This is a genomic window from Streptomyces sp. NPDC002785, from assembly GCF_040295565.1.
Classification (GTDB): Bacteria; Actinomycetota; Actinomycetes; order Streptomycetales; family Streptomycetaceae; genus Streptomyces.
The window spans coordinates 1-18,496 of record NZ_JBEOVN010000148.1; the positions used below are offsets into that span (position 1 = coordinate 1).

Sequence of the window (18,496 nt, forward strand, 5' to 3'; positions counted from 1 at the left end):
CGGTGCGCAGGACGAGGGTGTTGACGAAGAAACCGATCAGATCCTCCGTCTCGGCACGGTTACGACCGGCGACCGGGCTGCCGACCGCGATGTCCCGCTGCCCGCTGTAGCGGGCCAGCAGCAACTGGAAGACGGCCAGCAGGGTCATGAACAGGCTCGCGCCGCTCTCGGCGGACACCGCGCGGGCGCGGGCGGCGACCTCGGCGGGCACCGAGAACCGGACCACCTCGCCCCGCCCGCCGCGCTCCGCCGGCCGCGCGTGGTCGGTCGGCAACTCCAGCGGCTCCAGTCCACCCAACCGATCGCGCCAGTAGGCGAGTTGCCGCTCCAGCGGCGCACCGGACAGCCAGGCGCGCTGCCACACCGCGTAGTCGGCGTACTGCACGGGCAGCGGATCCGGCCCGGGCGTGCCGGAGCGGTCCGAGAGGGCTTCTGCGTACCGCGCGGACAGCTCGCGCACCAGCACGCCCACCGACCAGCCGTCGAAGGCGATGTGGTGCACGGTGACCGCCAGGACGTACTCCTCGTCGGCCAGCCGCACCAGCAGCGCGCGCAGCATCGGTCCGGTGCCGAGGTCGACCGGCCGCAGTCCGTCCTCGCGCAGCACCTCCGCCAGGACGTCCTCGCGGGCGGCCGTGTCACCCATCCGGCGCAGGTCCCGTGCCAGCATCCGCACCGGCCGCGCCGGGTCGATCAGCTGCGCCGGGGGGCCCGCCGCGTCCGTACCGAACCGGGTGCGCAGGATCTCGTGGCGCGCCACCACCGCGGTGAACGCGGCGTTCAGGGCGTCAGTGTCCAGGGGGCCGTGGATGCGGAAGGCGAAGGGCAGCAGGTATTCGGCCCGGCCCGGCTCCAACTGGTCCAGAAACCAAAGCCGTTGCTGCGCAAAGCTAAGTGGCGGCGGAGCGCTGTGGCGCGGCGCCGCCGGGATGCGGCCAGCCTCCGTGCCATCCAGCTCCGTCACGGCCGCGGCCAACAGCGCCGGGGTCGGCGCGCTGAACAGCGTGCGCACCGGCACATCGGCACCCAACCGCCGGCGCAGCCGCGACACAACCTGGGTGGCCAGCAGCGAATGCCCGCCCAGCGCGAAGAAGTCGTCGTGCACGCCGATCCGGTCGACGCCGAGCACCTCGGACCACACCTCGGTTACCGTGCGTTCGGTGTCCGTGCGCGGCTCGGTGTAGGCGGCGCCCAGTCCGGACCGGTCGGAGGCAGGCGCGGGAAGTGCCCGGCGGTCGGTCTTGCCGTTCGGGGTGAGCGGGATGCGCTCCAGCGGCACGAACGCCGTGGGCACCATGTAGTCCGGCAGGTCGCGCTGGAGGTGGGTGCGCAGCGCGCTCGCGTCGAGGGGGCCCACGGGCACCACGTACGCCACCAGCCTCTGCACACCGGGAACGTCCTCGCGCAGCACGACGGTGGCGCCGGTGATCGTGGGGTGGGCGAGCAACGCCGTCTCGATCTCGCCCAGTTCGATGCGGTAGCCGCGCAGCTTGACCTGGTTGTCGGAGCGGCCCACGAACTCCAGCCGTCCGTCCGGCAGCCACAGGGCGAGGTCACCGGTGCGGTAGACGCGCCGCGGCGTGCCGTCCACGTCCACGACGGTGAACTTCTCGCCGGTCAGCTCGGGCCGGTGCAGATAGCCGCGGGCCAGCCCGGGGCAGCCGATCCACATCTCGCCCGGCACGCCCACCGGCACCGGGCGACCGTGGCGGTCGACCACGAACACCTTCACGTTGGCGACCGGCCGGCCGATCGGCACCCGGTCGACGGGACCGTTGATCCTGGCGGTCGTCGCCTCCTGCGCGGCCTCCGTGGGGCCGTAACCGTTGACCAGAGGCACCGCGCAGTGCCGGAACCACTGCCGGACCTGTTCCCGCTGGAGCGCCTCGCCGCCGAGCCGGACCAGCCGCAGCTGCGGGCCCAGCGCGTCCGGCCCGTCCAGGTCGGCGGCCAGCGCCCCGAACGCCGACGGGGTGAGCCATGCCACCGTGATCCGGTGCTCGCGCAGCGCCGCCGCCAGCCGGCCCGGGTCCCAGGTGTCGTCGCGCAGCACCAGCCCCGCCCCGGAGACGAGCGGGGCGAACATCTGACCCACCGACGAGTCGAACGCGATCGAGGCGAACTGCAGGACCCGGTCCTCGGACGTGAGCCCCAGCTCACGGCGTGTCTCCCGCATCCGCGCACGCAGCGCGCCGTGGGTGATCTGTACGCCCTTGGGACGGCCGGTGGAACCACTGGTGTAGATCACGTAGGCCACGTCGTCCGGGCCGGCCTGCGCCACCGGACCGGCGGAGGCGGTGTGCGGCCGCTTTGGCCAGTACCCGTCCAGCAGCAGCGTGGGCGTGTGGGCGGGCAGGCGGCCGGTGTGCGCGGACTGGGTGACGATCAGTGGGGCGCCGCTGTCCACGACCATGTAGGCGAGCCGGTCCGTGGGGTACGCCGGATCCAGCGGCACGTATGCCGCCCCCGACTTGTGGATGCCGAGCAGCGCGCACACCATGTCCGTACCGCGGTCCAGGCAGACCGCGACCAGAGTGCCCGGCCCGGCACCGCGCTCGCGCAGCAGACCGGCGATCAACTCGGCCCGCTCGTCGAGCTGACGGTAGGTCAGCCGATCGGTACCGCAGGTCACGGCCGGCGCGTCGGGGTGGCGAGCGGCCTGCTCCTCGATCAGCCGGGTCACGGTCACCGTGTCCGGGGCGTCGGTGTCTGCCCCGTTCCACTCGCCGAGGATCGTCCGGCGCTCGGCGGCGGTCAGCATCGGGAGCTCGGACAGCCGGGCGTCCGGGGTGGCGCAGGCGGCAGCCAGCAGCGTCTCGAAGTGCCCGGCGAGTCGCACCATCGTGGCTTCGTCGAACAGGTCGGTGGAGTACACGACGGTGCCGTCCAGAGCGCCGTCGGCGGCCTCGGTGGCGTAGAAGGTGAAGTCGAACTTGGAGTCCTGGGCGGACACGTCGAGCTGCCGCACGGTCAGGCCCGGCAGTTCCCAACACCGGCTGTCGGGGGTGTTCTGGAGGACAAACATCGTCTGGAACAGCGGATTGCGCGACAGGTCCCGCTGAGGAGCCAGCTCCTCCACCAAGCGTTCGAAGGGCAGGTCCTGGTGGTCGTAGGCGCCGAGCGCGGTCTCCTTGACCCGGGCCAGCAGTTCGGCGAACGTCGGGTCGCCGGACAGGTCCGTGCGCATGACCAGCGTGTTCACGAAGAAGCCGATCATGTTCTCGATCTCGGCCCGGTTGCGGCCCGCGATCGGGGTGCCTACCGCGATGTCCTCCTGGCCACTGTAGCGCGACAGCACCACCTGGAAGACCGCCAGCAGGGTCATGAACAGGCTCGCGCCGGTCTCTTTGGAGAGCCTGCGGGCGCCGTCGGCGGTCTCCGCCGGCACGCGGAAGGTGAGCATGGCACCGTTGCCGCTGCGCCGCGCCGGACGCCGGCGGTCGGTGGGCAGCTCCAGCGGTTCGGTGCCGGCCAGTCGGGCGCGCCAGTAGTCCAGTTGCTCCGCCAGCACCTCGCCGGTGAACCACTGGCGCTGCCAGACCGCGAAGTCGGCGTACTGGAGGGGAGGTTCGGACAGGCCGGCGGCCATGCCCGCGGCCCGCGCGCCGTACAGCGCGGTCAGCTCCCGGGACAGCACCCCCGCCGACCAGCCGTCGAAAGCGATGTGATGTACCGTCAGATTGAGCAGGTATTCCTCGTCGGCCAGCCGGATCAGCAGCGCACGCACCATCGGTCCGGTGCCGAGGTCCATCGGGCGGAAGCCCTCGGTGTCCACGAGCGCGGCGGCCGCCTCCTCGCGCGCATCCTGTCCAGCGACGGATCGCAGGTCGTGAACGGCGAGCGGCAGCGGCCGGGGTGGGTCGACGACCTGGCCGGGGTTGCCGTCCGCGTCGCCGGCGAAGCGGGTGCGCAGCACCTCGTGCCGGCTCACCAGCTCCGACAGCGACGCGCGCAGCGCCGGGACGTCCAGCGGGCCGCGGATACGCAGTCCCATGGGGATCAGGTACTCGGCCCGGCCGGGCTCCAACTGGTCCAGGAACCACAGTCGGTGCTGCGCGAACGACAGTGGCAGCGGACGTCCGTGCCGGGGCGCGCGGGGGATGACCGGAGCGTCGTCCGGAGCCCCGGCCGCCACCAGGGCGTCCATGGCGTCCGTCGCGCCCTCGGCATCGAAGTCGGCCGACTCGAACAGCCGGTGGGCCCGCAGCAGAGCTTCCTCCGCGAGGAACGACGCCACCGCCCGCACCGTCAACGGCTCCGGCAGTGTTTCCGCGCCGAATTCCGAACCGAATTCCTCCGCGATCCGGCGTGCCATTTCCGCCGCCTGCGGGAGAGTTCCGCCGAGCCGGAAGAATTCGCCCTCCGCCTCGGTCACCTCGGCGCCGAGCACCGCATTCCACACTGCTGCGATGCGGGCTTCCGCAGGAGAGAAACCGCCCTGCTCGGCCCTCTGGCCGGAGGCCGCGGCCATCATCGGCTTCGTCGTCATGTGTCCACCAGTTCCTCGTCATCGACCGTTTGCGAAAACCCTCGGAAACTCAGCCGAATCCGATGCTCGCAGAGCGATCTGGAGGAGATAACTGGTCACTTCTGCCCGCCGGACGTGGCCACTTCTGCCCGCCGGGCGTGGACACTTACGCCGGTCCGGGCGTGAACACCGCGCCCGGTCAGCGGAGTTCCGCTCGCCGTGGCGGAGATCTGCCGTCCGGGTAGAGGCGGGGGTACGGAACCGGCGGCCGGCGGGCGGTCCACCGCCCGGCCGGTGCCGGTCCCGTACCCCCGCTTACGCGACTTCCTTGGCCGCCGATTCCCCGGGAACGGAAGCCGTACTGGCCATGCTCCCGTTCCCGTGCTCAGTGCCGACGGGGCTCGCGTCGGACACCGTCCGCTTGCGCATGCCCGCCCACTCCCGGTTCAGGGCCGGCACACCGATGGCGACGAGGTAGAGCCCGCCCACGATCCACAGCGCGCCCGAGGTGCCCGTCACCGTCACCAGTCCCGCGCCCAGCAGCCCGCCGAAGGGGATGCCCGCCCAGGTGACGGCCTGAGCCAGCGTCTTGACCCGTCCCAGCAGCGGAGTGGGGATCAGTTCGTACGTCACGGCCCCCACGATCGGATTGACAAAGCCTGAGCCCAGGCCACCCACCGCCAGCACCACCAGCACCAGCCACAGGGGCGCCCCCGTGGCCATGGCCACGAAGCGCGGGACGCCGCCCAGCGTAAAGCCGATCAGATAGACGGCACGCCGGGGCAGCCGCTCGGCCACTCCCGCGGCCACGAGCGCGGCAACGATCGATGTCGCGGCGAAGACGCTGACCACCAGGCCAATGGCTCCCGCACCGTTGCCCGTCTCCTTCGCCCAGACCGGCAGCAGCACGGAAATGAACGCCTGGTCGAGCAGGTTGGTCACGGCGAGCATGCACACGATGGACCGCAGCAGCTTGGCGTCGCGCAGGAACACGGCGCCCTGACGCAGCCGCGAGAGATAGCCCTCGGCCTCCTCGACCGGCGTCTCGTGCGGCTCGGGCACCGGGTCGCTGAGGGTGGTGGAGACGACCAGCGCCGACACACCGAACAGGCAGGCGGTGATCCACAGGGCGTAGAGGCTGCCGAAGGAGGCGACGACCACACCGGCGACGGCCGGTCCGATGGTCGTCGCGGTCCGTTCGACCGCCGCCGACAGACCGGTCCCCCGTTCCAGCGGCACCCGGGCCGCGCGGGTGGCCGCGGGCACGAAGAGCCCCTTGGCCCCGTTGGCCGGGCCGTCCGCCGCGCCGACCACGGCCAGCAGCCCCAGCAGCAGGCCGAAGGACAGGTGTCCCGTCAGGTAGAGCAACGGAGCGGTGGCCGTCGCGACGGTAGAGGCCAGGTCGCCGGCCACGCTGATGCGCTTGGGGCCGACGCGGTCGATGATCGGCCCCGCCAGCGCCTGGGCTACCACGTAGGGGACTATCTGACAGAAAGCGACCAGACCCGTCTTGCCGACGCTGCCGGTCGTCGTCAGGACGAACCAGGGCAGGGCGATCGAGAGCACCCGATTGGCCGACAGTGACGCCGCGTTGGCCGACAGCATGCCGACCAGTCCGCGCAGGACCCGGGGCCCGCCGTCCGGGGCGTCCGGGGCGGGTGTGCGTGTGCCACTGTCCGCCGCCTGCTGGGCGGCCTCGTGCCGAGAGGTCATCTTTCTCACTCCGAGTCGGTGGGGTGGGAGACATGCCGGTCTGCGCTGGTGGGGAACAACTGGAACTGGAAGGCGACTCGCGCCGCGCCCTCGGGCAGCGGCGAACCTGCCGGTTCGGGCGGGGAGTTGCGTCGGCGGAGCAGTTGGTGGATCTCCGCCGACAGCTCTTCGGCCTCGGCCGGGGTGAGCGTGAGCACGTAGTCGCCGAAGTCCTGGGCGTCGCGCCACTCGGGTGACAGCGAGGTGGTCGCGTCGATGGCGGTCGTCATCGCGTCGGACCAGACCCGGCCGAGCGCCTGCAAATAGGCGATGCCGAGACCGTCATCGCCCGCCAGCACCGAATCGTCCCGTACGACCGTGTTGACGTGCGCCGCCTGCCACCAGCGCTCACGGCGGCCGCCCCGGGACGGCGCCTCGACGATGAAGCCGTACTCGGCGAGCTGGCGCAGGTGATAGCTGGTCGCGCCGGTGTTCTGGTTCAGCCGCCGGGCGAGCGTGGTGGCTGTGGCCGGCCCCTCCGTCCGCAGGACCGTCAGCATCCGCACCCGCAGCGGATGTGCGACGCCCCGCAGGTTACGAGCGGTCAGTTGCACTTGGGAGGGCTGCTCAGGAGGTTCCATGAGGCCCAAGGTAGATGACAAAGACTTCTGTGCATAGATTTCTGTGCACAGAAATCTGTGCAGTCGAGGAGGTGGCTGAATTCCGGCGGTACACGGACTGATACCAACGCCGACTCACGGCTGAGCTCCGTACCGCAGGAGGGACCTCTTCCTGTACGGCGCGCGTAGAGGAACGGCAGCGCGCCGCGGTCGACCTCGGGGCGCCCGCCGGGCCCCATGGCGCCGCCTCCGCTCACGGGGTACCTGGGCTCCCGGAACACAGCGCGTGGTCGATGAGGGCGCCGACCGCGTTCGCCTGGTCCAGGATGCGCTCCAGGCCCCCAAACCCTTCCTCACCGACACGCTCTACGGCGAGGGCTCCCTGCAGCACCTGGAAGTCCGCCACCGCGCACACGCCCGCGTCGAAGACCGTATCCTCTGCGGCAAGACCACCGGCTTCGGCCGCTTCCCCTCCCGGCACTTCCACATCAACGCGGCCTGGCTCGAACTCGCGCCGACCGCTACCGACCCGTCCGCCTGGACGCAGACGCTGCTACTGGACGGCGAACCCGCCACCGCCGAGCCGAAAAAGCTCGGCGTCCGCGAACGCAAGATCCCCAAGCCCGGCGGAAGCGGGAAGGTGCGCAAGCTCGGCATCCCGACCGTCTCCGACCGGGTGGTCCAGGCAGCCCTCAAGCTAGTGCTGGAGCCGATCTTCGAGGCCGACTTCCTGCCGGTCTCCTACGGTTTCCGGCCCATGCGGCGCGCACACGACGCAATCGCCGAGATCCACCGCTACGGCACCCACGGCTTTCGCTGGGTGCTGAATGCGGATATCGAGGCGTGCTTCGACTCCATCGACCACACGGCCCTGATGGACCGGGTGCGAACGCGAGTCAAGGACAAGCGTGTGCTGCGGCTGGTCAAGGCATTTCTCAAGGCTGGCGTCCTCACTGAGGGCGGCGGCCGCGAGGAGACCTTCACCGGCACTCCGCAGGGCGGCAACCTCTCCCCGCTGCTGGCGAACATTGCCCTGTCCACGCTCGACGAGCACGTGATGGAGCCGTGGGAGCCGGGCGGGAGGATGTCCACCAGAGGCAAGAGGGCACACCATCGTCACTCTCGCTCAGGCACTGCATGCTGACGGGGGCTCGGCGAAGGCGCCGGCGGCTGCGGCGAAGGCAGCGGTTCTGGCTGCATGGCCGGGCAGTTGCGGATCGGGTGTCGTGCGGAGGAGCACCAGTTGGTGGTACAGCGGTGCGGTGGCTGCGATGAGCAGCTGCCGAGCGTCGGTGTGCGGTGGTAGTTCGCCGTGCCGGACAGCCCGGCTGACGATGATTTCGCAGCGGGCGTACCGGTCCTCCCAGAGCCGCTGTTGGGCCTGGGCGGCTTTCTCGGAGCGGAACGAGGCGGCGATCAGTGCTGCCATGATCGATGGCTGTGCAGTCAGGGCTGCATGGATCTCCTGGTTCAGTGCTGCCAGGTCGCTTTCCAGTGAGCCGGTGTCCGGTGGCTGCCAGTCGTCGTCGGACGCCGCGTCGAGAACGTCGGCGAGCAGGCCGCCGACGTCCCCCCAGCGCCGGTACACCGTTGTGCGGTGCACGCCGGCGCGGGCGGCGACGGCGTCGGTGGTGAGCCCGTCATAACCGTGTTCGCCGAGCTCGGCGACGACTGCGTCGAGCACCTGCTGACGAATACGGGCGGTGCGGCCCCCGGGCCGGCGGCGGGTCGGCGGCGGATGGGTGCCTTCCGGTCCTGGATCTGCGGGAGTCATCGCTGAATACCTTTGCTCGGGGCGTCGTCGTTATGGCAAGATCTTAAAGCAGCAGTTGTCGCACTAGTGGAGTGATCGATGCTCTTCCGAAGCGTTCGCCCGGCCGCGCAACCCTCGACGGCCACCTCGTTCTCGAATGCTTTGGAGTCTCTGCATGCCTACACAGATCACTGCACTCGCCGTCAGCAAGTCCTTCGACGGCAGGCTCGTTCTTGACTCGGTGACCTGCTCGCTCGCCGCGGGCGAGCGCACCGGGATCATCGGTGAGAACGGATCGGGCAAGACCACCTTGCTGCGCCTGCTCGCCGGGCGTGAACGGCCCGATCAGGGCGAGGTCGTCGTCCAGGCCACCGGCGGGGTCGGCTATCTCGCCCAGGACGAGCAACTGGCGGCGCAGGCGACGGTCCAGCAGGTCATCGACCGGGGGCTGAGCGATCTGCGTGCGGTCGAGCAGCGAATGCGCCGTCTGGAGACCGCGATGGCCGACGGTGACGAGTCCGGCATGGCCGAATACGGCGAACTGCTCACGGTCTTCGAGCTGCGCGGCGGCTACGACGCCGACGCCCGCGTGGAGCGTGCCCTGTACGGACTGGGCCTGGGGCTGGTGGGCCGTGACCGTACGGTGGGCACCCTGTCCGGCGGAGAACGGGTCAGCTTACGACTGGCGGCCTGCCTGGCGGCGGCGCCGGAGGTGCTGCTGCTGGACGAGCCGACCAACCATCTCGACGACGGTGCCCTGAGCTGGCTGGAAGAGCACCTGCGCGCCCGGCGGGGCACCACCGTGACGGTCTCCCACGACCGGGTCTTCCTCGAACGGGTTGCGACCAGCCTGTTGGAGGTGGACGCCGACACGCGTCGCGTCGTGCGGTACGGCAACGGCTACACCGGTTACCTCGCCGAGAAGACGGCTGCCCGGCAGCGCTGGGCCCAGGCGCACGACCAGTGGCGGGCCGACATCGACCGGCTCCGCGAGGCAGCCGCGACCACCGCCCGCCAGGTGGCCCCGGGCCGTCCGATGAAGGACGGCAACAAGTTGGCCTACGACCGGGCGGGCGGCCGCGTGCAGCAATCGCTGGCCAGCCGGGTGCGCAACGCCGAGGAACGGCTGCGCCGCCTCCTTGCCGACCCGGTTCTGCCCCCGCCGGAGCCACTGCGCTTCACTCTCGTACTGCGGACCCGCCGCCTACAGGGCGTCGTACTCGACGCCGCCGACATCGCCGTCACGGATCGGCTTGCCCGCACCTGCCTGTCCGTCACGGCGGGCGAGCGCCTGCTGATCACGGGGCCGAACGGAGCGGGCAAGAGCACCCTGCTGCGCGTCCTGGCCGGAGACGTCACTCCCGACAGCGGAAGCGTCACCTGCCGCGGCAGGATCGGCTACCTCCCCCAAGAACCGCGACCCGGGGAACCGGCCGAGACCGTGCTGGCCGCCTTCGCCCGTGGCCGGACAGGAGAGGCCGCCGGACACGCCGGACAGCTACTGTCCCTCGGCCTGTTCGACCGCGACCAGCTCGCGGTGCCAGTCGGCCAGCTGTCCACCGGGCAGCTGCAGCGTCTGGCCCTGGCGCGATTGCTCAGTGCGCCATCGGACGTCCTGTTGCTCGACGAACCCACCAACCATCTCTCGCCCGCCCTCGCCGAGGAGCTGGAAACCGCTCTGAGCGGGTACAACGGCACGCTCGTCATCGTCAGCCATGACCGCCGGCTGCGTCGGCACTGGCGGGGCGCCCATCTGGCCTTACAGACGACTGATACGTCCGCCGCCACGTGCTGAGGTCCTCCGGACCCGCAGACACCCGCAGACATCGCTCAGGAAGGATGAAATTCGTGATGCCGCCTGTTCCCGCCGACCCGACCGTGGTGCACCCGATGCCCGAACAGCCGCGGGTGGTGCTGCTGAAAATCGACGACCTGGAGAAGGACCCCCGAGAACGCGGCACCCGGGCACGTGGAAACGGAACGTCTGGACCCAACAACCCCCAGCGCCACGGACCGTTGAACGAACCCGGCCCAGGACGACCTGCGCGGTGACCCGCTCCCCTATCCGCGATCCACCATTCCAGCACCGAGAATCGAGCTGTCAGCATGCCTGCTTCGCCCCACCCCACCCCGTTCGCCAATTGGCTTCGCACCCACGCCGTCCCCCTCGACCACCTCGATCCCGAGGCACCACTCGACGATCTGGAGCCGCTGCGCGCCATCATCGGCGACGCACGTGTCGTCGCGATCGGCGAAAGTTCCCACTTCATTATCGAGTTCGCATCCATGCGCGAGCGCATCCTGCGGTTCCTGGCCGAGCACTGCGGATTCACCGTCCTGGCCTTCGAGTACGGCTTCAGCGAAGGCTTCCCCCTTGACGTGTGGGCCCAGGGTGAGGGGACGGACGACGACCTGTCGGCGCACCTCGCCGAGACGATCCCCGTGGGAGTCGACGAGCCGCTGCGCTGGATACGCCGGCACAACCGAACCGCCTCAACACCGGTGCGCTTCACAGGCATCGACATCCCGGCGGCCGGTGGGTCCTTGCTTCCCGCCCTGGCCCCGGTCGCCGACTACCTGCGCCGGATCGATCCCGAAACCCTGCCGGTCGTCCAAGAGGCGATACGGATTGCCGAATCGTTCGCCGGTGGCTCCGCGGCCGTCGCCGCGCCCGCGTGGGGACGCCTGGCCACCGCCGAACAGGACGCCCTCAGCGCGACCCTGACGCGCCTGCTCATCCGGTTCCGCTCTGTCGAACCGCTGTATGTCTCCCGCGGCGATCAGCACAGCTACGACATCGCCGTGCGCCGACTCGAAGGCGCCTGCCACGCCGACTACACCTTCCGCGCCATGGCCGACCTCTTCGCCGGCAAAGGGCTGACCGCCGACACCTCAGCCCGCGACGTCTACATGGCCGAGTCGGTCCTGTGGCACCTGGGACGCTTCGAACCCGGAACCCGCGTCGTGCTGGCGGCTCACAACGCCCACATTCAGAAGACACCGGTGGCCTTCAACGGCCACCTCACGGGACTCCCCATGGGACAGCACCTGCACCGCGCGCTCGGCGATGACTACTTCGCCCTCGGCCTGGTGAGCACCATCGGACATACCGCGGACATGCCCCGCGACGAGAACACGCCCTTCGGCTTCACCATCGACGCCACCGCGCTGGAGCCGGCCGAACCGGGAAGCATCGAAGCCGCATTCGCCGACGCCGAACTCGGGCTCAGCATCGCCGATCTCCACCAGGCACGCCCGCAGGAGGCCTATGGAAAAGCCGACCTTGCCCCGGGCCCCGACCGCATCCGGATCCAAAGCGCCTACCTCCACACCCCCATCCTTGAGGCGTTCGACGCTATCCTCCACACCCCGACCTCCACCGTTGCCGACGACCTCAAAAACATGTGAGAAGGGCCAATGACCCGGGCGGTGAGGCCGAGCAAATACACCCGGACCCAGCGCCGGAACCATCCCTCACCGTCCCGGGTGCCGAGTCCGCCGCCGACTGGTCGGCAGTCCTGGGGGTGCCCGGCGATGTGCTCACCGTGACCGGCCCCGGTGCCCGCCGCGCGGCTTCGTTCAGCTGGGGGTCGGTAAGGTCGGCGAAGTCCTTCATCGCATCTCCGTGCTCGATCGGTCGGCGGCCTCCGCCGGGGTTCGGGGACGGGGCACGGCGGCGGCCGGCCCCAGGTCGATGCGCTTGCTCATGTCCAGGCGGAAGGTGCCGTACGGGTTGACGTTCGACCAGAACAGCGCGGTCAGGCCGCGTCGGTCCTTGTCGCTCAGCTTCTTCGCCCATGCTGGTCCCTGTTCTCGTATAGCTGTCGCCACCCGACAAGTAGCTGAGGGTGACGCCCTGGGCATAGTCCCCCCGGGCGGGTCAGGTGCCGATAGCGTGCCGCCGACGACGCGATGCGAAGGGCGGGGCCGCGGTGGCGAAGCGGTGGGTCCAGTACGTGGTGCCGGTGATGGTCGAAGTCGACGTTGACGACGCCAAGGTGACCCGGGTGGTCACCCTGCCCGAGGAAGTCCGCGAGGACCGCGACGACATGGGTCACTTCCTCATCTACGACGAGCAGTTCGTCCGTCGTGTTGGTGACGAGCAGCCCCAGGTGCACGCCTTCTGTGTGGCCGAACCGCAGTGGGCGGATCATCGGTTCCGGGTCGGCGGCCCAGCGAACTGGCCGGAACGCTGGGAAGAGAGCTTCGGTCGCCTTGATGAGGATGACCGGTACGAAGAGATCAGTCCGTACGACCTGCGCCAGCGGTAGCCCGACACCCTGGCCGGCGCAGAATTTTACGGGGTGCGCTGAACACAACAGCCCATGCCCCTCCTCTGCACGGGAGGTGCGGCATGGGCCGGAGGTCTCGTTCACCGGGGCGCGGAGCCTCACGCGGGACAACGAACAGCAGGTACGCGCGGTTACGGGCGCAGGAGCCCCTGCCGGGCGGCGTCAGCGCTTGCGCGTGAACCGTTCGAGGAGACGTTCGCGCTGCTGGATGCCCAGACCTTGGATGCGGCGGCTGTCGGAGATCTCCATCTCGTCCAGCAGCTTCTGGGCGCGCACCTTGCCGATGTCGGGGAGTGATGCGAGCAGGGTGCGCACGGGCATCTTGCGGATGGCTTCGGAGTCGCTGGCCAGCACATCGGCGAGGGAGAGCTGGCCGTGCTTGAGGGCGTCCCTCACCTCGGCCCGCTCCTTGCGCGCGGCGGCTGCCTTCTCCAGCATGAGCCTGGGCGACGGCTTCGGGGTACGCCTCGCGCTTGGCGTGCTCGGCGAGGGCCCGGTAGATGCTGGCGACGGAGGGGTTCTGGTCCTTGCGCTTGCCGGTGGGGATGATCAGGTCGGGCTGGATCTGCTCGACGGACTCGCCGTTCACCCTCCGCCGCAGCACGGTGTGCAGCATGTCGTCGGTGATGACCGGCGGCCGGCCGCCGTGCTTGCCCTTGCGGGCCGCCGTGTCGAGCCCTTCCAGTGTCGATTCGCGGATGTTCTCCCGCTCGGTCTCCGCCATCGCCGCGAAGAACGCGAACAGCACCTTGCCGGGGCCGTTGGGGTCGTAGATGCCGGGCAGGGGTCCGGCGAGCATCTCCAGGACCAGGCCGTGGGCGGTGAGGTGGTCGGCCAGCGCGGTGAGTTCGGCGGCGTCGCGGCCGAGCCGCTTCATCTCGTAGACGGTGAAGATGACCCGGCAGTGCGGGGCATGCGCCTTGATCTCCCGGGCGGCGGCCAGCGCGGCCTCGAACTGGGGGCGGACCCGTACCCGGGTGCTGATCTTCTCGGCGAAGATCTTGTCGCGGGGGATGTTCTTGGCGGCGAGCGCGTCGAGCTGGGAGTCGAGTTCCTGCCCGAGGGTCGAGCAGCGGGCGTAGCCGATGCGGATGTCGGCGCTGGGCAGGTCCGGGTCGACGGGCGCCGGGGGCGGGGTGCCGGGCCGCCACGGCCGGCCCGGCGCGCGGTCGGCGGGGGTGGGAACCCGCAGTGCCTTCTTCAGGCGGGGCACCAGGGTGAAGCGGCGGGTGTGGTAGGCGGAGGCGACCGCGCCGCCGCGCGAGCGGCACGGCGAGCCCGGCTGTGCGTCACACTTCGGAGGTGTGCTGTTCGACGTCGTCGGCGTCCGACCGGTCGGCCGGCCGGGGAAGGCTGCTGAGGGTCCGTCATGGGCCCGGATTTTCGCACAATGCAAGTCTCAGAAGGGGGTCCGTCCCGCTTTTGAGTGAGAACGGGTTCTGAGAACCGAACCGCGATCAGCGAGGGTCCGGCGGCCCGTTCTTGATCTTGCTCTGGCAAAGGACCGATTGTGAGAACTCCTCGGGGCTTCCACTTCTTCGCGTACAGGTTCGCCGTCTCCTTGCCGCCACGCCCCGACGGCGGAGTTCGGCGTCGACACGCTCGGCGAGTGGCACGTCGCCCTGGCGTGCACACTCCAGCACCCTGCTCAGGCTTGGTACCGCAGTCTTCCGCCTGGATGGCGAGAGCATCGACTTCTCGGCGTACTCGATGGACAGTCCGGCGGCCACTGTGGAACTTCAGACCGAGCTTCAGCGCCGGTTCCCCCACAAGGTGACGATCGCATGGAAGCCAGAGGCGGTGAACAGCCTCGACCGCCAGCGTGTCGCCGCGCACCGCGTGCTCGTCTCCGCCGCCGTGGACCGCGAGCAGCCGTCTGGCGCGGACTACTGAGTCCCATGGCGTGATTCGGCCATACTTAGGTGATCTTGGTGTGAAGATCCTTTGACTTATGCATGATCAATCCTTGACCTGGGCGGCACAAGAGCCGCACCGGTTAACTCAAGGGGAGGGAAACACTCATGCGCAGGATCAAGGCGATAGCTGGCATAGTGCTGGCCATCGGCATCGCGGTGCCCACCACCAGCGCCATGGCACTCAGCGCCACCGGCGGCGGCGTCACTGCCACCAGCCCGTGAAATAACGACAGCGGGCTCATCTCCGTCTACGACGGCAGCGACGACGGTGACCCGGGCAAGGCCGAGTACTACCGGCAGGACAGCGCCGGTACCCTCCGCACGTTGTGGAACCAGAGTGGTTACAAGACCCGCGTGATCTCGGGTGACGGCTCGAAGGTCATCAAGTTCAATGCCTGCGACGACAACGACTGGGCCTCGGACGACTGCTCGGGCTGGGTCGCCCCGTAACCTGGCCGCACCGCAACACCGCCCGCCGGGCAGTGGTGCGGCTTGCCCGGCGGTACCCGTTTCCTCTTCAGCTTGCCTTCTTCGAGAATACGGACGTGCTGTGACCCCCACACCGCCGCTGGGCGATGGCCTTCGGGTAAAGGGCTTGACTTATCAGGTCGAAGACCGCGTACTGCTCAACAATGTCGACCTCACCGTGGCTCCGGGGGAGTCCGTGGCCATCACGGGGCCCAGCGGGTCAGGCAAGTCCACACTCCTGATGTGCGTACTCGGCCTGATCAGACCCGACTCCGGCACGATTACCGCTGGAGGGCACCGTCTGACCGGTCTGCTGCCCGGCTCCCTGGCCAAGGCCCGCCGCAAACACCTCGGCATGGTTTTCCAGTTCGGCGAGTTGCTCCCCGAACTGACGCCCGTGGAAAACGTGGCATTGCCCATGCTCCTGGACGGCTCTGACCACCATCAGGCCTACGACGCCGCCACCCGGCTCCTGGACGAACTCGATGTCCCCCATGGCACCACCCCCACGGGGATGCTCTCCGGCGGAGAACGCCAGCGCACCGCAGTGGCCCGGGCCCTGATCGCGCAGCCACCCGTGCTGCTGGCGGATGAACCGACCGGCGCGCTCGACCCCAAAGCGCGTGAGAACGTTGCCGACCAGCTTTTCCGCATCTGCCGCCAACGCAACTGCGCGCTCCTGGTCGTCACCCACGATCCCTCCATCGCCGAACGTGCCACGCATGCGTTTGAGCTGCAGGAGAGCACTCTCGTCCCCGCCCACCGAGGAACACCCGCGTGATCGGCTCGCACCCCGCCCAGACCCGCCGCCCGGGTCGACTGTGGATCCAGCTTCTCAGAGTCGGTCTGGCCGCGGCACGAACGACGCCCGGCACGCGACTGCGCTCCTGGGCACTGATGGCAGCCTCGGCCGTCCTGGCCCTGACCGCCCTGACGTTTGCCACCACCACTGCCACGTTCGACGGGCGCACCCAGCGTGATACTGCCCGCGGCCCCATTGTGACCGGCAGCGCCCAGCAAGCCACCGCCCTGTGGAAGGAAGCCTTCGATTCCTTTGGTACTTCACCACACGGCGTCATCTACATCGAGCCGCTCGCGCCCAAGAGTCCTCCACCGCCAGGGCTCTCCCGCTGGCCCCGCCCCGGCGAAGCCTTCTTCTCTCCCGAGCTGGCCCGGGCGGCTGAGGACTACGACAGCCTCGACCGTTACGGCCGCTACGCCGGAACCATCGACCCGCAGGGGCTGAGGTCCCCCTCCGAGCGTATGGCCTATGTCCGCCCGGCCCACCCGCCGGTTGACCCCGCAGCAGATTCCTGGCAGTACATCACCGGTTTCGGCCAACTCTTTCCGATGAATCAGGACATCTATCCCTACACGGCGGTCGAAACCGGCGGCGCTATTGCCGTCTTGATGGCTGTACCAGCTCTGGCATTGCTGGTTGTAGCCACCCGCGTCGGATCGGCGACCCGTGATCGCCGAAGCCAGCTCATCAACGCCCTGGGCGCCTCATGGGCCCACCGAGCCGTGATCAACGTCGGGGAGGCGTTCGTACCGGCCGCTGCCGGAACCCTGGTGGCTCTCATCCCGGCCGCACTGCTGCTGTCCACCGATGTGCGCCTGACTATCACCGGCTACATCATCAGCACAGCCGACACGCGCCGGGCGTGGCCCGAACTGGTCGGCGCACTTGCTGTATCCCTGGTCCTGACACTGCTGCTGGTGGTGATCCTGCACCGGGTGCAACGCTCCAAGACGGCCACTCGGCCAAGTACGTCCACTTCGCGTCTGCCGAAATGGCGCATGGCCCTGTGCGTGGTCGGCGTTCTGGCGATCGCCTTTAGTCAGTACGCCCCCAAGGGCCCGGACATCGCGATCTTCCTGGCCGGCACCGTCCTGATGTGGGCCATGCTGCCCTCAGTGATCGCCCAGCTGTGCGTCGCCAACGGCAAACGGATCGCTGCCGGCGGCTACCGCAACGGGAATCCCGGCCGACTCATCGCAGGCCGCTGGACCGCAGCGCACCCGGGCGTCCTGGTGCGTCTCTCCGTGGTCTTCATCATCGGCATTGGTCTCATCAGCCACCTCCAGGTCTGGAACAGCCGCCTGGGAGACAGCGCCGCCGCCGCCCAGCGGATAACCCAACGTGTCGGAGACACCCTTTACACCGTCCACAGCAGCACCCTCACCTCCGGCGCCGTCAAGAACTTCTCACGCGACCTTCCCGCCGGAACTCACCTCCTGGTCGCGACCACCCACCCTGAAGGCGACCACCCTCGCATTGACCTGGCGGGATCCTGCCCCGACCTGACGTCCCTGCGCCTGCCCTGCCCGGACACCGCACAGCAGGTCACCACGAGCGATCCCCGGCTGGAAGAACTGGCCCGCCCCTACGCAGGCAACCTCACTGTCCGGGCCGTCAACGGCGACTTGCCCTTCAGTCAGATCAACGGGCCTCTCATCGTCACCACCGATGAACCCGGACACCGTGCCGAGATCGAAAAAGCCGCTTACGCTGCCCACCCTGGCATCAACGTCGACACCCCGGGAGAAACCTGGGTGATCGGCGCCCAACAGAAGAACAGCCTCAACAACTGGCTCTTCCTCTTCGGCGGTACCGGCCTGGCGCTGCTGCTCGTGGCAGGGCTGATCAGCGCCGCCGCAGAGTTCGTACGCATCAGAGTAGGACTGGCACCACTGAGCGTTCTGACCGGCAACGACCAGGTCTTTCGTACGATCGCCCTGTGGTATCTGACTGTACCGCTGCTGATCGCGACCGCCCTCGCGACCTTCATCACCAACTGGCACTCACTGTTCTTCGTCATCTCCCTGCGGGAGGGCAGATTCTCCTGGCCGGTCCTGGCCACCGCAGCCACCGGCTTCTCCCTGGCCGCTGTGGCCATCGGCCTCCTCGCGGCGCATTCCGCCCGACGTGCCGCACCATTCTGGAGACCAAAAGCAGACTGAGTGGACTGCTCGGGATGTCCGGGTTTCGTAGAGGCAGGTGATCTTGTTTCGGGGGTCTGCGGAGTGGACTGTCACCACCATTCGCGGTCGTGCTCCGCGTACGGTGCACAATCGAGGCGGAGTGGAGCCGTTCCTCAGCTGGTGAGCTGGTCTGCCCGGACTCAGTGAAGGCGGTGGCCGAACCGCTGCTCCTACTCACCCGCAACACCGCTGACGCTTCATCACCCGGAGGGACGACACCGCCCGCTACAGCGTCGGGTGACCTCCCCTGATGCGACGAGGACCGCACGCATCCCGGACGCCTGGGCGGGGCTTGAGCCCCG

At 69.3% G+C, this 18,496-nt stretch carries 14 protein-coding genes and 3 pseudogenes; 10 read left to right on the forward strand and 7 right to left on the reverse strand.

Annotation, left to right across the window (positions count from 1 at the left end):
• The 3 genes from ABTZ94_RS27390 to ABTZ94_RS27400 all read right to left on the reverse strand — a co-directional run.
• Positions 1–4,489: non-ribosomal peptide synthetase (locus tag ABTZ94_RS27390; RefSeq protein ID WP_351204444.1), on the reverse strand; the 4,489-nt coding region annotated here is incomplete at its 3' end.
• 294 nt (positions 4,490–4,783) lie between these two features.
• Positions 4,784–6,181 carry an MFS transporter gene (locus ABTZ94_RS27395; RefSeq protein WP_351204446.1) on the reverse strand — a complete coding sequence of 466 codons (1,398 nt, stop codon included), beginning with the start codon at positions 6,179–6,181 and terminating at the stop codon, positions 4,784–4,786.
• Between the two features lie 5 nt (positions 6,182–6,186).
• Complete coding sequence (locus tag ABTZ94_RS27400) at positions 6,187–6,801, reverse strand: helix-turn-helix domain-containing protein (protein ID WP_351204448.1); 615 nt, start codon at positions 6,799–6,801, stop codon at positions 6,187–6,189.
• A 334-nt stretch (positions 6,802–7,135) separates the two neighbouring features.
• Between ABTZ94_RS27400 and ABTZ94_RS27405 the strand changes: the two are divergent.
• Both ABTZ94_RS27405 and ABTZ94_RS27410 read left to right on the forward strand, forming a co-directional pair.
• Positions 7,136–7,384 (forward strand): annotated as a pseudogene (locus ABTZ94_RS27405) (IS1380 family transposase); the annotation flags it as partial.
• 9 nt (positions 7,385–7,393) lie between these two features.
• On the forward strand, positions 7,394–7,924 hold the full coding sequence (locus ABTZ94_RS27410; protein WP_502967315.1) for a reverse transcriptase domain-containing protein: 531 nt from the start codon (positions 7,394–7,396) through the stop codon (positions 7,922–7,924).
• Here the strand turns inward: ABTZ94_RS27410 and ABTZ94_RS27415 are convergent.
• Positions 7,907–8,554 carry a TetR/AcrR family transcriptional regulator gene (locus ABTZ94_RS27415; protein ID WP_351204450.1) on the reverse strand — a complete coding sequence of 216 codons (648 nt, stop codon included), beginning with the start codon at positions 8,552–8,554 and terminating at the stop codon, positions 7,907–7,909. The genes ABTZ94_RS27410 and ABTZ94_RS27415 overlap by 18 nt on opposite strands.
• A 154-nt stretch (positions 8,555–8,708) precedes the next feature.
• Here ABTZ94_RS27415 and abc-f point away from each other — a divergent pair, with 154 nt between their 5' ends.
• The 3 genes and pseudogenes from abc-f (at position 8,709) to ABTZ94_RS27430 (ending at position 11,941) form a co-directional block, all read left to right on the forward strand.
• Complete coding sequence (gene abc-f / locus ABTZ94_RS27420) at positions 8,709–10,328, forward strand: ribosomal protection-like ABC-F family protein (RefSeq protein ID WP_351204452.1); 1,620 nt, start codon at positions 8,709–8,711, stop codon at positions 10,326–10,328.
• A 56-nt stretch (positions 10,329–10,384) separates the two neighbouring features.
• A pseudogene (locus tag ABTZ94_RS27425) lies at positions 10,385–10,456 on the forward strand (antibiotic acetyltransferase); the annotation flags it as partial.
• Between the two features lie 183 nt (positions 10,457–10,639).
• Positions 10,640–11,941 (forward strand): erythromycin esterase family protein, encoded by a 1,302-nt coding sequence (locus ABTZ94_RS27430; RefSeq protein WP_351204454.1) that lies wholly within the window; start codon positions 10,640–10,642, stop codon positions 11,939–11,941.
• Positions 11,942–12,145: 204 nt separating this feature from the next.
• Here ABTZ94_RS27430 and ABTZ94_RS27435 read toward each other — a convergent pair whose 3' ends face one another.
• Positions 12,146–12,364, reverse strand: a complete 219-nt coding sequence (locus ABTZ94_RS27435; RefSeq protein ID WP_351204456.1) for a hypothetical protein — start codon at positions 12,362–12,364, stop codon at positions 12,146–12,148.
• A gap of 101 nt (positions 12,365–12,465) precedes the next feature.
• On the opposite strand from ABTZ94_RS27435, the gene ABTZ94_RS27440 reads away from it, so the two are divergent.
• Positions 12,466–12,804, forward strand: a complete 339-nt coding sequence (locus ABTZ94_RS27440; protein WP_351204458.1) for a hypothetical protein — start codon at positions 12,466–12,468, stop codon at positions 12,802–12,804.
• 183 nt (positions 12,805–12,987) lie between these two features.
• On the opposite strand, the gene mihF is transcribed toward ABTZ94_RS27440, so the two are convergent.
• Together mihF and ABTZ94_RS27450 are read right to left on the reverse strand one after the other, a co-directional pair.
• On the reverse strand, positions 12,988–13,263 hold the full coding sequence (gene mihF, locus ABTZ94_RS27445; protein ID WP_351204468.1) for an integration host factor, actinobacterial type: 276 nt from the start codon (positions 13,261–13,263) through the stop codon (positions 12,988–12,990).
• 268 nt (positions 13,264–13,531) lie between these two features.
• Positions 13,532–14,221, reverse strand: a pseudogene (locus ABTZ94_RS27450) (recombinase family protein); the annotation flags it as partial.
• A gap of 335 nt (positions 14,222–14,556) precedes the next feature.
• On the opposite strand from ABTZ94_RS27450, the gene ABTZ94_RS27455 reads away from it, so the two are divergent.
• The 4 genes from ABTZ94_RS27455 (at position 14,557) to ABTZ94_RS27470 (ending at position 18,173) form a co-directional block, all read left to right on the forward strand.
• Positions 14,557–14,718: a hypothetical protein gene (locus ABTZ94_RS27455; protein ID WP_351204460.1), complete on the forward strand. Its 162-nt coding sequence runs from the start codon at positions 14,557–14,559 to the stop codon at positions 14,716–14,718.
• A 347-nt stretch (positions 14,719–15,065) separates the two neighbouring features.
• Positions 15,066–15,191 carry a hypothetical protein gene (locus tag ABTZ94_RS27460; protein WP_351204462.1) on the forward strand — a complete coding sequence of 42 codons (126 nt, stop codon included), beginning with the start codon at positions 15,066–15,068 and terminating at the stop codon, positions 15,189–15,191.
• A gap of 145 nt (positions 15,192–15,336) precedes the next feature.
• A complete protein-coding gene (locus ABTZ94_RS27465) occupies positions 15,337–15,990 on the forward strand; it encodes an ABC transporter ATP-binding protein (protein WP_351204464.1) in 654 nt (217 codons plus the stop codon).
• Complete coding sequence (locus tag ABTZ94_RS27470; RefSeq protein ID WP_351204466.1) at positions 15,987–18,173, forward strand: permease; 2,187 nt, start codon at positions 15,987–15,989, stop codon at positions 18,171–18,173. Before ABTZ94_RS27465 ends, ABTZ94_RS27470 begins: the two co-directional genes overlap by 4 nt.
• Positions 18,174–18,496 lie beyond the last annotated feature (323 nt).

What these genes read in the sequence shown, in the direction of transcription:
- ABTZ94_RS27415 (WP_351204450.1), bottom strand. Translation starts at nt 8,554, where the DNA reads ATGACTCCCGCAGATCCAGGACCGGAAGGCACCCATCCGCCGCCGACC.
- mihF (WP_351204468.1), bottom strand. Translation starts at nt 13,263, where the DNA reads ATGCTGGAGAAGGCAGCCGCCGCGCGCAAGGAGCGGGCCGAGGTGAGG.
- abc-f (WP_351204452.1), top strand. Translation starts at nt 8,709, where the DNA reads ATGCCTACACAGATCACTGCACTCGCCGTCAGCAAGTCCTTCGACGGC.
- ABTZ94_RS27430 (WP_351204454.1), top strand. Translation starts at nt 10,640, where the DNA reads ATGCCTGCTTCGCCCCACCCCACCCCGTTCGCCAATTGGCTTCGCACC.
- ABTZ94_RS27395 (WP_351204446.1), bottom strand. Translation starts at nt 6,181, where the DNA reads ATGACCTCTCGGCACGAGGCCGCCCAGCAGGCGGCGGACAGTGGCACA.
- ABTZ94_RS27400 (WP_351204448.1), bottom strand. Translation starts at nt 6,801, where the DNA reads ATGGAACCTCCTGAGCAGCCCTCCCAAGTGCAACTGACCGCTCGTAAC.